Annotated in this window: 12 protein-coding genes; 8 read left to right on the plus strand and 4 right to left on the minus strand. The window is 69.6% G+C overall.

The window, feature by feature from the left end; translation table 11 throughout:
- Window positions 1-23 precede the first annotated feature (23 nt).
- From F3J10_RS15525 to F3J10_RS15535, 3 genes are all read left to right on the plus strand, one after another.
- The gene (locus F3J10_RS15525; RefSeq protein WP_167242424.1) at window positions 24-1,535 is read left to right on the plus strand and encodes an aldehyde dehydrogenase; all 1,512 of its coding nucleotides are present in this window, start codon (window positions 24-26) and stop codon (window positions 1,533-1,535) included.
- A 426-nt stretch (window positions 1,536-1,961) separates the two neighbouring features.
- Window positions 1,962-3,074 (plus strand): porin, encoded by a 1,113-nt coding sequence (locus F3J10_RS15530; protein ID WP_025101225.1) that lies wholly within the window; start codon window positions 1,962-1,964, stop codon window positions 3,072-3,074.
- 12 nt (window positions 3,075-3,086) lie between these two features.
- Window positions 3,087-4,121: a nucleoside hydrolase gene (locus F3J10_RS15535; RefSeq protein ID WP_167242425.1), complete on the plus strand. Its 1,035-nt coding sequence runs from the start codon at window positions 3,087-3,089 to the stop codon at window positions 4,119-4,121.
- Between the two features lie 128 nt (window positions 4,122-4,249).
- Here the strand turns inward: F3J10_RS15535 and F3J10_RS15540 are convergent, their stop codons facing one another.
- A complete protein-coding gene (locus tag F3J10_RS15540; protein WP_167242426.1) occupies window positions 4,250-5,161 on the minus strand; it encodes a LysR family transcriptional regulator in 912 nt (303 codons plus the stop codon).
- 97 nt (window positions 5,162-5,258) lie between these two features.
- On the opposite strand from F3J10_RS15540, the gene F3J10_RS15545 reads away from it, so the two are divergent.
- Window positions 5,259-6,608, plus strand: coding sequence for an NCS2 family permease (locus F3J10_RS15545; protein ID WP_167242427.1), 1,350 nt, complete (start codon window positions 5,259-5,261; stop codon window positions 6,606-6,608).
- A gap of 79 nt (window positions 6,609-6,687) precedes the next feature.
- Window positions 6,688-7,788 carry an adenosine deaminase gene (gene add / locus F3J10_RS15550; RefSeq protein WP_167242428.1) on the plus strand — a complete coding sequence of 367 codons (1,101 nt, stop codon included), beginning with the start codon at window positions 6,688-6,690 and terminating at the stop codon, window positions 7,786-7,788.
- Between the two features lie 45 nt (window positions 7,789-7,833).
- Here add and F3J10_RS15555 read toward each other — a convergent pair whose 3' ends face one another.
- Together F3J10_RS15555 and F3J10_RS15560 are read right to left on the minus strand one after the other, a co-directional pair.
- The gene (locus F3J10_RS15555) at window positions 7,834-8,484 is read right to left on the minus strand and encodes a DUF2239 family protein (RefSeq protein ID WP_167242429.1); all 651 of its coding nucleotides are present in this window, start codon (window positions 8,482-8,484) and stop codon (window positions 7,834-7,836) included.
- A 114-nt stretch (window positions 8,485-8,598) separates the two neighbouring features.
- Entirely contained in the window at window positions 8,599-9,189 is a 591-nt protein-coding gene (locus F3J10_RS15560) for a TetR/AcrR family transcriptional regulator (RefSeq protein WP_025101231.1), read from the minus strand.
- Between the two features lie 119 nt (window positions 9,190-9,308).
- Here F3J10_RS15560 and F3J10_RS15565 point away from each other — a divergent pair, with 119 nt between their 5' ends.
- On the plus strand, window positions 9,309-10,097 hold the full coding sequence (locus F3J10_RS15565; RefSeq protein ID WP_166913317.1) for an SDR family oxidoreductase: 789 nt from the start codon (window positions 9,309-9,311) through the stop codon (window positions 10,095-10,097).
- A gap of 102 nt (window positions 10,098-10,199) precedes the next feature.
- Here F3J10_RS15565 and F3J10_RS15570 read toward each other — a convergent pair whose 3' ends face one another.
- Window positions 10,200-11,327 (minus strand): VOC family protein, encoded by a 1,128-nt coding sequence (locus tag F3J10_RS15570; RefSeq protein ID WP_025101233.1) that lies wholly within the window; start codon window positions 11,325-11,327, stop codon window positions 10,200-10,202.
- Between the two features lie 400 nt (window positions 11,328-11,727).
- Between F3J10_RS15570 and shiA the strand changes: the two genes are divergently transcribed.
- On the plus strand, window positions 11,728-13,032 hold the full coding sequence (gene shiA, locus F3J10_RS15575; RefSeq protein WP_025101234.1) for a shikimate transporter: 1,305 nt from the start codon (window positions 11,728-11,730) through the stop codon (window positions 13,030-13,032).
- Between the two features lie 110 nt (window positions 13,033-13,142).
- The gene (locus F3J10_RS15580; RefSeq protein ID WP_167242430.1) at window positions 13,143-13,913 is read left to right on the plus strand and encodes an IclR family transcriptional regulator C-terminal domain-containing protein; all 771 of its coding nucleotides are present in this window, start codon (window positions 13,143-13,145) and stop codon (window positions 13,911-13,913) included.
- Window positions 13,914-13,969 lie beyond the last annotated feature (56 nt).

The raw sequence follows: 13,969 nt of genomic DNA on the forward strand, positions 1-13,969 counted from the left end.
ATCGTTTTGCCCCAAGGACACTCATGGACACCTCCAACCCGAATTCGCTCGACGCGCCGCTGCTCATCGACGGCCAATGGACCACCGCCGAAGGCGGCCGCACCCTGCCGATCCTCAATCCCGCCACGGGCGCCGAGATCGGCGTGCTGGCCGCGGCCAGCGCGCGCGACGTCGATCGCGCGGTGCAGGCCGGGCATCGCGCCTTCGAGGGCGGCGCCTGGCGCGACCTGCCGATCCAGCAGCGCGCGCGCATCCTGAACCGCTTCGCCGACCTGTTCGAGGCCGATCTCGAGCAGTTCTACAAGCTGGAGACGCTCAACAACGGCCGGCCGATCACCGAGACGCGCGCGCAGATCTCGCGGCTGCCGCAGTTCTATCGCTACTTCGCCGCGCTCGCGCTGACGCGCCGCAGCGACGTGATCCCGATCGAGGGCCCCTACCTCTGCTACACGCAGCGCGTGCCGCTCGGCACGGTGGCGCTGATGACTTCCTTCAATCACCCGCTGATGATCCTCTCCAAGAGCCTGGCGCCCGCGCTGGCCACCGGCAACAGCGTGGTGATCAAGGCCTCCGAGCAGACCCCGCTGACCACCGTGCGGCTGGTGCGCCTGCTGCAGGAAGCCGGCGTGCCGCCGGGCGTGGTCAACGTGGTGAACGGCGAGGGCCGCGAGGCCGGCGCCGCGCTCGCCAATCACTCGCTGATCCGCAAGGTGGTGTTCACCGGCGGCACCGAGGTGGGCCGCTCGATCGGCGAGGCGGCCGCGCGCAACTTCGCGCTGACCACGCTCGAGCTGGGCGGCAAGGGCGCGGTGATGCTGTTCGACGATTTCGACTTGGAGCGCGCGGTGAACGGCGCGGCCTTCGCGTCCTTCATCGGTGCCGGGCAGACCTGCGTGTGCGGCGCGCGCATCCTGGTGCAGAAGTCGATCTACGCGGCCTTCCTGGAGCGCTTCCGCGCCAAGGCGGCCGGCATTCGCGTGGGCGACCCGGCCGAGCTGAAGACCCAGCTCGGCCCGGTGATCTCCGAGCGCTCGCGCCAGCGCATCCTGGCGATGCTGGAGCGCGCGCAGCAGGTCGGCGCGAAGCTGCTGACGGGCGGCGGCACGCCGGCCGGGCTCGACGCCGGCTTCTTCATCGAGCCGACCGTGCTGTACGACGTCGACCCGTATTCGGAAATCGGCCAGGAGGAAGTGTTCGGGCCGGTGACCGTGGTGATGCCCTTCGACGACGAGGCCGACGCGCTGCGCATCGCCAACGCCACCCAGTTCGGCCTCGCCGCCTCGGTGTGGACGCAGGACGTCGCGCGGGCGCACCGGGTCGCCTCGAAGCTCGAATTCGGCATGGTGTGGATCAACGACCACCACCGGCTCGACCCGGCCTCGCCCTGGGGCGGCTTCAAGAACAGCGGCGTGGGCCGCGAGACCGGCATCGAGTCCTTCGACCAGTTCAGCGAGCCGCGCGCGGTGACCGTCAACACCAGCGGCAAGACCGTCGACTGGTATGCCGACGACGGCGAACTCAAGCGCCTGAACTGACCGCGATGGCGAGGCGGCGCCCGCTGCCTCGCTCCGGCATCGACGAAGATCGTGCATGCCCGCCGCCGGCGGGCGTTGTCATCGAACCACAGTCGGGCTCCCGGCCCGACGCATCTCGCTGCGCCATCCACGTGCGCCGCGCACCATCCTCGGGCGCGCGGCAGCGGCCAAGCCGCCGGCGCGCCCGCATCCCCCTCTCCCCGCGAACCGCCGCGCCGCCCGCAAGCGCGCGCCGGGCCTCGCTCGCGCGGTCCGTCGCCGGCACGACGTCGCCATGCCCGGCACCGTGCATCCTCCGCCGTCCCCATAAATCGAATTGATGGATTCATAAAAATCACAAACTTTTTTTATTCATCCCGGCTTCGTATAGTCGAGCCCGTTCCCAAGCAATCCCAATCATTCGAACGACTCGCACCCACCACACGCATGAAGACCTCTCTCAAACTCGCCCCACTCGCGGTGCTCGGCGCGGTCGCGATCCAGGCATCGGCGCAGAGCAGCGTGACGCTGTACGGCCTGATCTCGGCCGGCGTCGGCTACGCCACCAACCAGGGCGGCAAGAACGCCTGGCAGGCCCTGTCCGGCACCAACCAGAATCCGCGCTGGGGCCTGAAGGGCAAGGAGGATCTGGGCGGCGGGCTGAGCGCGATCTTCCAGCTCGAGAACGGCTTCAACGTGATGACCGGCACCGCCTCGCAGAACGGCCGCATGTTCGGGCGCACCGCGCTGGTGGGCCTGGCGGACAAGCGCTACGGCACCCTCACCTTCGGCCGCCAGTACGACGCGATCCACGACTACATCGGCCCGATCATCATCGCCAGCAACGGCGTGAACATCGGCGACAACGACAACGGCTACAACGACATCCGCGTGCAGAACTCGGTGAAGTACGTGAGCCCGGAATGGTTCGGCCTGAAGGGCACCGCGCAATACGGCTTCAGCAACGCCACCGGCTTCGCCAACAACAACGCCTACAGCTTCGGGCTCGGCTACGAGCATGGCCCGCTGCGCTGGAGCGCCGTCTACGCGCAGTACAACAACCCGTTCAGCCCGAGCAACCCGGACGGCGCGATCTCGAACGACTACGCCTCGCCGATCCTGATCTTCGACAAGAGCGCGACGAACCCGTCTGTCTTCGCCAAGCGCCAGCGCATCGCCGGCACCGGCGGCTTCTACACGATCGGCCATGCGCAGTTCGCCGCGCTGTTTACCGACGTGCATTACGACTACCTGGATAATTCGCACCTGCATCTGCAGAACATGGGCGTGAACGTGGTCTACACCATGACGCCGGCGCTGTTCCTGGGCGCGGCCTATGGCTTCACGCGCGGCACCTACGACGTGATCAACCAGAAGCCCAAGTGGCACCAGGTCAACCTGCAGGCCGACTACTTCCTGTCGAAGGCCACCGACATCGCGTTGACGGTGATCGTGCAGCAGGCCGCGGGCGACGCGTCCCATGCGCAGATCTTCGCCTTCGCGCGCTCGACCACCAATCGCCAGATGGTGGCCACGCTCGGCATCCGTCACGTCTTCTAACTCCGGAAAACCATGTCCAACACCAGCAGGCGCTCCTTCCTCAAGACCGGCACCGCGCTCGCGGCCGGCACCTTGCTGCCGCTCGCCGGCTTTGCCGCCGGCGAACGGCGCAGCGTGATCATCGACTGCGATCCGGGCCAGGACGACGCCATCGCGATCCTGTTCGCGCTCGGCGCCAGCGACCGGCTCGACGTGCGCGCGCTGACGGCGGTGGCCGGCAACGTGCCGCTCGAGCTGACCGAACGCAATGCGCGCATCATCCGCGACTGGGCGGGACGCACCCGGTCGCTGCCGGTCTACGCCGGCTGCCCGCGCCCGCTGATGCGCGAGCTGATCACGGCCGCCAACGTGCACGGCAAGACCGGCCTGGAAGGCGTCGAGCTGCCCGAGCCGCAGGCGCCGGTCGCGCCGCAGCACGCGGTGCAGTACCTGGTCGAGACGCTGCGCGCGGCGCCGAAGCAGAGCGTGACGATCTGCGCGCTCGGGCCGCTGACCAATCTCGCCACCGCGCTCACCGAGGCGCCCGAGATCCGCGACGCGCTGCGCGAGATCGTGCTGATGGGCGGCGCCTTCTTCGAGCGCGGCAACATCACGCCGGCCGCCGAGTTCAATGTCTACGTCGACCCGGAAGCGGCGCGCATCGTGCTGGCCTCGGGCGTGCCGATCGTGGTGCTGCCGCGCGACGTGGCGGTCAAGGCACCGATCACGCCGGCGCGCATCGAGCCGTTCCGTGCGCTGGGCAACCGCTGCGGCAAGGTCGTGGCCGACATCATGGCGGCCGAGGTGGCCTACCAGAACAAGCGGCGCGGTGTCGAGTCGGCGCCGATGTACGACCCGAGCGCGACCGGCTACCTGGTCGATCCCTCGCTGTTCAAGGGCAAGCTGGTCAATGTCGAGGTGGAGACCACCGGCCAGTGGACGCTCGGCGAGACGGTGGTGGACTGGAGCGGGCACAGCGGCCGCAAGCCGAACGCGACCTGGATCACCGAGGTCGATGCGGATCGCTTCTACGCGACGCTGCGCGAGAAGATCGCGACGCTGCCCTGAGGGCGCGTCGCGCGGAACGTGGGGAGCATCTCGCGGGTCGTTGGCGCCGCTCGGCGGCGGCCGCAGGCTTGGCTTCGGCGATCTGCACGGTTCGGCATGTGGACCGCCGCAAGGAACCAGCCGACGCGCTACAAGCCGCGCCGCAGCCACTCGCGACACAGCCGCACGTGCGGGCCGCGATCGTCGCCGGGCAGGGAGATCAGCGAGATCGCGCGCGTCACGCGCGGCTTGTCCAGGCGCAGCGCGACCAGCTCGGGATCGTGCAGGTGCAGGGTGTAGAGGCTCGGCAGGATGGCGACCGCCAGGCCGTTGCGCGCGAGCGCATAGAGCGGCTCGGTGTATTCCATCCGGTAGGCCAGCTCCAGCGGCAGCTTCTGCGCGCCGCCGGTGCGGGCCAGCGCGTCGATCACGCTGCCGCGCACGAAGCCGCCCAGCTCGCGATCGGCCAGCCGCGCCCAGGGCACCGACTTGCGGCGCGCCAGCGGATCGTCGCGACGCAGCACGGCCACCAGTTCGTCCTCGAACAGGTCCTCGTAGCGCAGTGTCTCGTCGCTGTCCTCGGGCTCGTGCACGCCGATGCCGAGATCGGCCGAGCCGTCGCGCACGGCGGCCGTCAGCGCCGGGTTCGGGCTGTCGGTCAGCGCGAAGCGCAGCTCGGGATGGCGCGAGCGCAAGGCATTGAGCGCGGGCAGCAGGCGCCCCGCCACGGAAGGAATGAAGGAGATGCGCACGGTCTTGGTGCGCTCGCTGAAGGTGCGCGCCATGTCGTCGAAGCTGCCGCGCGCCTGGTTCAGCAGGCGCTCGGCCAGCGGCAGGATGCTCGCGCCGGCGGCCGTCAGCGTGAGCCCCTGCGAGGAACGCGCGAACAGCGGGCCGCCGAGCAGGAACTCGATCTGCCGGATCGCGGCGGTCAGCGCCGGCTGCGTCAGCGACAGCGACTGCGCGGCCTGCGTGAAGCTGCGCGCATGCGCGAGCACCACGAAGTACTGCACTTGGCGCAGGGTCAGCGCGGGCAGCAGCGGAGAACGGTTGGACGGCATCGTCGGGAAAGCGCGGCAGGCCGGCGGTTGAACGGGATGGGCCGCAGTATAGGCGGGATGGGCGGCGCCAAATAATTCAGACAGGATGAAGACGAACATGGCAGCAAGCAAGGGCCCGCGGGCAGCGGCGCCGGACAACTGGCTCGAACGGCGCTTCGCGCTGCGCGAGCGCCGCAGCAGCGTGCGCACCGAGGTGCTGGCGGGCCTCACCTCCTTCCTGGCGGCGGCCTACCTGCTGGTGGTGATCCCCTCGCTGCTGGCCAGCGGCGGGATGGATCGCGGCGCCGCCACCACCGCCACCATCATCGTGTTCGTGCTGGCCAGCGTGCTGATGGGGCTGTATGCGAACCTGCCGTTCCTGGTCGGGCCCGGCATCGGCGGCTCGGTGATCGTCGGCGTCACCCTGGCCGGCGCGGAGCACGTGCCCTGGCAGACCGGGCTCGGCATCGCCTGCGTGTCGGGGCTGCTGTTCCTGGCGCTGACCCTGGCCGGCGCGCGCAGCCTGGTGATGCGGCTGGTGCCGGCACAGATCAAGCTCGGCCTGGGCGCCTCGATCGGCCTGTTCATCGCCGTGCTGGGCTTTCGCAACGCGGGCATGGTGATCGTCAACGCCAGGACCAATACCCTCGCGCTCGGCGATTTCACGCGCCCCGGCACCTGCGTGGCCCTGATCGGCCTGGCCGCCGCGGTGGTCCTGCAGGGCCGCAAGGTGCCCGGCGCGATCCTGTGGGCGATCCTGATCGCGGCGGCGGCCGGCGTGCCGCTCGGCGTGACCCACCTGCCGGCGGCCTGGCTCTCCTGGCCGCACTCGATCGCCCCGGTGGCGTTCCAGCTCGACCTGCCCGGCGCGCTCACGCTCGCTTCGCTGCCCTACCTGTTCGCCTTCTTCGCCGCCGAGTTCTTCTCGACGCTGGGCACCACGCTGGCGGTGGGCGCCAAGGCCAACCTGCTCGACGAACACGCCAACCTGCCCAACATCAATCGCCCGTTCCTGGTCGACTCGATCGCCGCCACCCTGGGTCCGCTGCTCGGCATTCCGGCGCTGACGGCGCTGGTCGAATCGGCGGCCGGGGTCGAGGCCGGCGGGCGCAGCGGGCTGTCCTCGCTGGCGGCCGCCGCGATGTTCGCGCTGATGCTGCTGTTCGTGCCGGTCGCGCTGATGGTCACCAAGGAGGCCACCGCGCCGGCGCTGATCCTGATCGGCCTGTCGATGTTCGGCACCATCCGCCAGACCCGCTTCGACGACTTCACCGACGCGCTGCCGGTGCTGTCGATGGTGCTGCTCACGCTGATGGCCAACAGCTTCGGCACCGGCATCGCCGGCGGGCTGCTCTGCTACGTGCTGGTCAAGCTGCTGGCCGGGCGTTTTCGCGAGGTGCCGGTGGGGCTGGTGCTGCTGGCGGTCCCGCTCGGCTACTACTTCTGGACCGTCGTGAAGCCGCATTGAGAGCTGCGGGTTCACGACCTTCATCACCCGCTGTTGCTGCAGGATCCAGGCAATACCGATAACGAGAAACGAGATTCCCATGAACGAGACACCCGGCAACGTGCCGGCCGCGCGCACCGGCATCGTCCTGACGCCGGCCCATCACGCCTTCTTCCGCGCCCTGCCCAAGGTCGAGCTGCACTGCCACCTGCTGGGCGCGGTGCGGCGCGAGACCTTCATCGAGCTGGCCGAGCGCACCCGCGCGCCGATCGAGCGCGCCGAGATCGAGGCCTTCTACACGCGCGGCGAGAAGCCGGTGGGCGTGCTGCGCGTGCTGCGCGCGCTCGACCAGCACCTGCTCACGCGCGCCGACGACCTGCGCCGCCTCGCCTACGAATACCTGGAGGACGCGGCCGCGCACAACGTGCGCCACAGCGAGTTCTTCTGGAATCCGACCGGCACGGTGCGCGTGTCGGGCATCGCCTATGCCGACGCGCAGGCCGCGATCGTCACCGCGATCCGCGACGCCGCGCGCGATTTTCGCATCAGCGCCAGGCTGATCCCGAGCATCGACCGCGAGGCCGATCCCGACGAGGCGGTGCAGATGGTGGACTGGATGAAGGCCTGCCGCGCCGAGGAAGTGGCCGGGATCGGCATCGACTACCGCGAGAACGACCGCCCGCCCGAGCTGTTCTGGAAGGCCTATCGCGAGGCGCGCGAGGCCGGCTTCCGGACCACCGCGCATGCCGGCGAGTTCGGCATGCCCTGGCGCAACGTCGAGACCGCGCTCGAGCTGCTGCGGGTGGACCGGCTCGACCACGGCTACACGATCGTCGACAACCCGGCGCTGGCCGAGCGCCATGCGGCGCGCGGCACGGTGTTCACGGTGGTGCCCACCAATTCCTACTACCTGCGCACGCTGGCGCCCGAGCAGTGGGCCGAGCAGCACCCGATCCGCCGGATGCCCGGGCTCGGATTGAAGATCCACCCGAATACCGACGACCCGACCTTGCACAAGGTCAACCCGAGCGAGGCCTGGGAGCTGATGCACAGCCATTTCGGCTTCGGCATCGAGGCCTTGCGCGAATTCATGCTCAATGGGATCGACGGCGCCTGGGTGGACGAGGCGACGCGGCAGGCCTGGCGCGCCGATTGGGGCCCGGAGTTCGACCGGCTCGCGGCCACGCTGGCGACGGCCTGAAGCCGAGGCCGCTGACGGCCGCCGCCGCGCCGCGCTACTGAGGATTCAGCGCCATTGCGCCTCGGGCTCGGCGAGGCGCAGCAGATGCTCGCGCAGGTCGCGCGGCCAGGCCTCGATCCGATCGCGAAAGCCCGGCATGTCGCTGGCGAACAGCGCGCGCGAGGCTTCCTCGAAGCCGGGCAGATCGCCGGCCAGCGCCGACATGAAGTGGTAGGCACGCTCGTTGGCGAGGCGCCGGCGATCGCGCTCGCCATGTTCGCGCCGCGCCTCGTCGACCAGCTTGCGCAAGGCCACCGACGCGCCGCCCGGCTGGGCGGCCAGCCAGTCCCAATGCCTCGGCAGCAAGGTGACCTCGCGCGCCACCACGCCGAGCCTTGGACGTCCGCGCCCGCGCGGTGCGTTGCCGGCCTCGCCGGCGTCAGCCGCCTCGGGCTGCCCCAGCGGCGGCTCCACCCCTGCGCTCCCTTCGAGCTGCTTGTCCGCCGCGGCGAAACGCGCGCGGATTTCCTCGTCGCTGCCGCGCAGATCGACGTCGATCGAGCGGCCGGTCGCGTTGTCGAACAGCAGCACCGGGCCCGGCGCCGGCGCCCGCGTCGCGTGCCGGATCGCCACCGCTACCGTGGCGAGATCCCCGGAGACGAGATGGGTCACGCCATCGAAGCCGGTATAGCGTGGAAGAAAGACTGGATCGGACATGGCGTCTACATCGAGGCCTGGTGGCCAGGCAGGGTGATCGGATTAGCGCAGAATATTACCCGGACAAAAATAAGGCCGTCAATCCGCAAGGGATGACGGCCTGCCTGCCAGATCTCAAACAGCCGACGGCGACGCTTCGGGCACCGGCCCGGCATGCGGCACGTTCTGCTCGATCCAGGCGCGCGTCTCGCGCAGCATCTCGTCGGACAGCGCCGGATCGTCGGACAGGCGCGCCAGGATCACCGCGCCCACCATGGCCGCCCAACTGCCGATCGCGGCGCGTCGTGCCAGCGTTTCGTCGGCGCTCTCGATACTAGCCGCGAAGCGCGCTACCTGCCGACCGAGCCCGCCGCCCAGCGCGCCACGCACCTCGGGCGCCTGGCGCGAGGCCTCGGCGCCGAGCGCCGCCAGCGGGCAGCCGGCGGCCGGATGGTCGCGGTGGTCGGGCGTCAGGTAGGTAGCGGCGTACTCCAGCACGTTCAGCCCGCGCAGGTCCTCGCTGCCCTTCACCACCTCGGCCAGGGTCTGCGCGATCAGGTCTTCCTTCGACTTGAAGTAGCCGTAGAAACCGCCGTGCGTCAGCCCGGCCGCGCTCATCACCTCGGCCACCGTCACCGCATCGAAACCGCGCTCGCGGAACAGCCGGCTGGCCGCCGCGAGGATCTGCCGCCGATTCTCGGCGACCTGCTCCCGACTCACTCTCATACGCACCTCCCATCCAATGCTTGACATGATACATGATCGACATCATGATTAAAAACATGACGGCCATCATGAATAAATCGATGCCGGTCTTACCCCCATTTCCTTCCTGGAGAAACAGCATGTCGAAGCTTCCCGCAGTGCTCGTCACCGGTGCCTCCACCGGCATTGGCGCCGTGTATGCCGACCGGTTCGCCAAACGCGGCCACGACCTGGTGCTGGTCGCGCGCAATCTCTCGCGCCTGACCGAGGTAGCGAACCGCCTGCGCGCCGAATACGGCGTGAACGTCGAGATCCTCAACGCCGACCTGACCAAGCCCGAGGACCTGCGCCGCGTCGAGGCGCGCCTGGCCGACGACGCCAGGATCGGCGTGCTGGTCAACAACGCCGGCACCACCATCCCGGGCGGCTTCGTGCAGCAGACGCCCGACGCGGTCGAAACCCTGATCACGCTGAACACCACCGCCCCGGCGCGGCTGGCCGCGGCCGTCGCGCCGCGTTTCGCGCGCGAGGGCCAGGGCGCGATCGTCAACATCAGCTCGGTGGTCGGCTTCGCGCCGGAACTGGGCCTGACCGTGTATGGCGCGACCAAGGCCTTCCTGACCTACCTGTCGCATGGCTTGCGACTCGAGCTCGAACCGAAGGGCGTGTATGTGCAGGCGGTGCTGCCGGCGGCCACGCGCACCGAGATCTGGGATCACGCCGGGACCGACGTGAACTCGCTGCAGGCGGTGATGGAAGTGGACGAGCTGGTGGACGCGGCGCTGGCGGGCTACGACCTGCGCGAGGCGGTGACCATCCCGACCCTGCACGACGACGGCCAGTGGCGCAATTACGAAGGCGCGCGCCAGGCGATCCTGCCGAACATCTCGCAGGTGCACGCCGCGCCGCGCTACAAGCAGGTCGCGTAAGGCCGAGGGAAACCGGGCGAGAAGAACGAAACGGCGCGCGAGAACCGCGCGCCGCCATGAAGCGGGAAATCCGGGTAGCGGAAATCCCGGTCGGCGGGCGCCTCAGGCGCCCGTTGCCTTTCTGGCCCTGGCCAGCACGCCGAGGTTGCCCTCGCCGAAACCATGATGGCCGCTGCGCTGGACGATCTCGAAGAAGATCTCGCCGGGCCGGCGCTTGACGAAGGTTTGTAGGAACAGGCTGGGCACGCCGTCGACGATCTCGCCGTCGACCAGGATGCCGCGCTTGCGCAGCGCCGCCACGTCGAGCCCGTGGCCCGGCAGGCGCGTATCGATCGAGTCGTAATAAGCGGCCGGCGGCTCGACGAAGCTCACGCCGTTGGCGACCAGCGCATCCACCGAGGCGAGGATGTCGTCGGTGGCCAGCGCGATGTGCTGCACGCCCTCGCCCGGATGATCAGGCAGGTAGTCGTGCATCAGTTGGGTGCGCCGCGTGCCTTCCTCGTAGAGCGGAATGCGCACCTCGCCGCCGGGCGACACCATCACGCGCGACTCCTCCGACACATGCCAGTTCGCGTTGATCTCGTGGATCTCGCGGAAATGCAGCAGGTCGCGATAGAAATCGAGCCATTCCTGCATGCGCCCCGCGCCGACCGTCTGGGTCAGGTGGTCGACCTGGACCAGCCCGGTGCCGGCGTACTGCAGGTCGGCCTGGGCGGTGGCCGGGTCGATCGGCCGGAAATCGATGTCGAAGATCGAGATGTCGCCGACGCCGCCCGACAGGCCGCCGCGGCCGCGCCAGCGATCGACGAAATAGATGTGCGAGTCGCCGATGCCCTGGATCGCCGGGATCGCCAGCTCGCCCTGGCCGATCCGCTCGCCCTCGAAGGCCCAGGCGCCGAGTTCGAGCGCGCGGTCGAAGGCGCGCTGCGCGCTGTCGACGCGGATCCCGATCGCGCAGATCCCCATGCCGTATTCGCCGGCGTAGCGCGAGGCGAAGGAATCGGGCTCGGCGTTGAGCAGGAAGTGCATCTGTCCTTGCCGGTACAGCGTGACGGCCTTGCTGACGTGCCGCGCGATCGCCTTGAAACCCAGTTGCTCGAAGCAGTGCGCGAGCGCGTCGGGCGCGCTCGCCGCGAACTCGATGAATTCGAGCCCCGCCATGCCGAGCGGGTTGGCGTCAGACGGGACGGGGCGCGCCGAGGCCGTCGACGCGGGAAAGTGGCTGGACATCCGTGGTCTCCAGGAACAGACAGTGTTGCGGGGCTGCGTGGCGCGACGGCTGGTTCCGTCGCAGCCGCGATTTTAACCAGATAGTTCATTACTGCCCAAACATTCGCGGCAATCGGGCCGCGCCTCGCGCAACCGCCAGTCTGCGATGTACCGGCGTCGCTCGGCAATCGGGCGCATCCAGCAGCGTCGGCTGCGCGCTCTCTCGCGCCTAGTGCTAACCCGGAAAACGATCGATCATCGCACGAATTTGAACGATAATCGCGCGCCGGCGTTCGCCACGCATTGTCGCGAGCACGCCGCGCCCCTATGCTGCGAGCATTTTCGTCGCGACGACAGTCAGGCGCGACGCGATGCAGCCGGCCAGGCCCGCGGCCGGCCCCGGGACGACAGGAGACAGCCAATGACCCCCGCTTTTGATTCACTCGATCAGGCCGGCGCGCGCCGCGCCCGCAACCAGGCGCGCAAGGCGGCGCTGGGCAGTTTCGTCGGCGCCGTCGTCGACTGGTACGACTTCCTGCTCTACGGCATCGTCGCCGCCCTGGTGTTCAACGCGGCCTTCTTCCCCAAGGTCAGCCCGACCATGGGCACGCTGGCCGCGTTCGCGACCTTCGGCGTGGGCTTCCTGTTCCGCCCGCTCGGCGGCGTGGTGTTCGGCCACTACGGCGACCGGCTCGGCCGCAAGCGCATGCTGGTGCTGACGGTGATGATGATGGGCATCTCGACCGTGGCGATCGGCCTGCTGCCGACCTTCGAGACCATCGGCTGGTGGGCGCCGGTGCTGCTGGTGGTGCTGCGCGCGCTGCAGGGCTTCGCGGTGGGCGGCGAATGGGGCGGCGCGGCGCTGATGGCGGTGGAAAGCGCGCCGGCGAAGAAGAAGGCCTTCTACAGCAGCGGCGTGCAGGTCGGCTACGGCGTGGGCCTGGTGCTGGCCACCGGCCTGGTCTCGCTGCTCAACCACACGCTCGGCGAGCAGGCGTTCCGCGCCTGGGCCTGGCGCATCCCGTTCCTGATGAGCGTGGTGCTGGTGCTGATCGGGCTGTGGGTGCGCGCCAGCATGGAGGAGTCGCAGGAGTTCGTCGAGAAGGTCGAGCAGGGCCATCGCAAGCTGAAGATGCCGGTGATCGAGGCCCTCACGCGCCACCCGAAGGCCTTCCTCTACATCGTCGCGCTGCGCCTGGCCGAGCTGTTCACGATGTACATCGTCACCGCCTTCGCGCTCAGCTACTCGACCGCCAATCTCGGCATGTCGCGCGAGCTGTTCCTCAACATCGGCCTGCTGGTGGGCGCGATCAGCTGCGTGACGATCCCCTGCTTCGCCTGGCTGGCCGACCGCTTCGGCCTGCGTCGCGTCTACATCACCGGCGCGCTGATCGGGCTGGCCTCGGCGGTGCCCTTCTTCGTCGCGCTCGAGGCGCGCGCCACGGTGTGGATCGTGATCTTCGCGGTGATGCTGGCCAATATCGCGCACGACATGGTGGTGAGCGTGCAGCAGCCGCTCTTCACCGAGCTGTTCGGCGCCGAGTACCGCTACAGCGGCGCGGGCGTCGGCTACCAGTTCGCCAGCGTGGTGGGCGGCGGCTTCACGCCCTTCATCGCGGTGGCGCTGGTCAGCGTCGGAGGCGGCTCCTGGCACCTGGTGGCCGGCTACCTGGCCGCCGGCTGCCTGATCTCGGTGATCGTCGCGGCGCGCATGCGCCCGGCATGAAGCACGCCTGAAGCACGCCTGAAGCACGTCTAAATGCCGCCTGAAACGCGCGCGCCCGCCACGGCGGCCCGGCCTCGCACCGGCCGCCGCGCCTCTCCCGGACCCGGCCCATGAAGAAAGCCCCTCTCGACAAACGCGACTGGATCGCCGGCCTGGAAAAAGGCCTGATGATCCTGGAGGCGTTCGACAGCGAGCACGCGCGCATGACGCCCACCCAGGCGGCCGCGCGCACCGGCCTCACGCGCACCGCCGCGCGACGCTACCTGCTCACGCTCGAGTCGCTCGGCTACGTGCAGACCGACGGGCGGCTCTACGGCCTCACGCCGCGGGTGCTGCGGGTGGGCTGGTCCTACTTCGACTCGGCGCGGCTGCCGCGCATGGTGCAGCCCTACCTGCAGCAACTGAGCGCGACGCTCAACGAATCGGCCTATGTCAGCGTGCTCGACGACTGGGAGCTGGTGGTGATCGCGCGCAACGGCGTGTCGCGCGTGATGAGCACCGGCTTCGTGCTCGGCGCGCGCGTGCCGGCGCCGCTGGCCTCGGCCGGCGTGGTGCTGCTCGCGCACCGGCACGATCCGGACGAGGTGGCGGCCTGGCTCGCGACCACCGAGCTGCCGCCCTACACGCCGCACACGCTGACCAACAAGGCGCGGCTGCGGCAGAAGATCGAGCAAGCCCGCGACGACGGCTACGCGGTGATCGAGCAGCAGTTGCAGGTGGGCGTGCGCGGCGTGGCGGTGCCGCTGCGCAACCGCCAGGGCGAGGTGGTGGCCGCGCTCAGCACCAACATGCCGATCGGCGGCGAGACGGCCGAGGCCGCCCTCGCGCGCGTGCTGCCCTCGCTGCAGGAAACCGCGCTGGCGATGCTCAACGTGCTGTGAGGCCGGCGCGATAACACCCCGCCACCCCGCGCTCGCGTGGTTCGAGGCCCGCGGCA

The organism is Burkholderia sp. Cy-637 (genome assembly GCF_011753175.1).
Lineage (GTDB): Bacteria > Pseudomonadota > Gammaproteobacteria > Burkholderiales > Burkholderiaceae > Burkholderia > Burkholderia gladioli.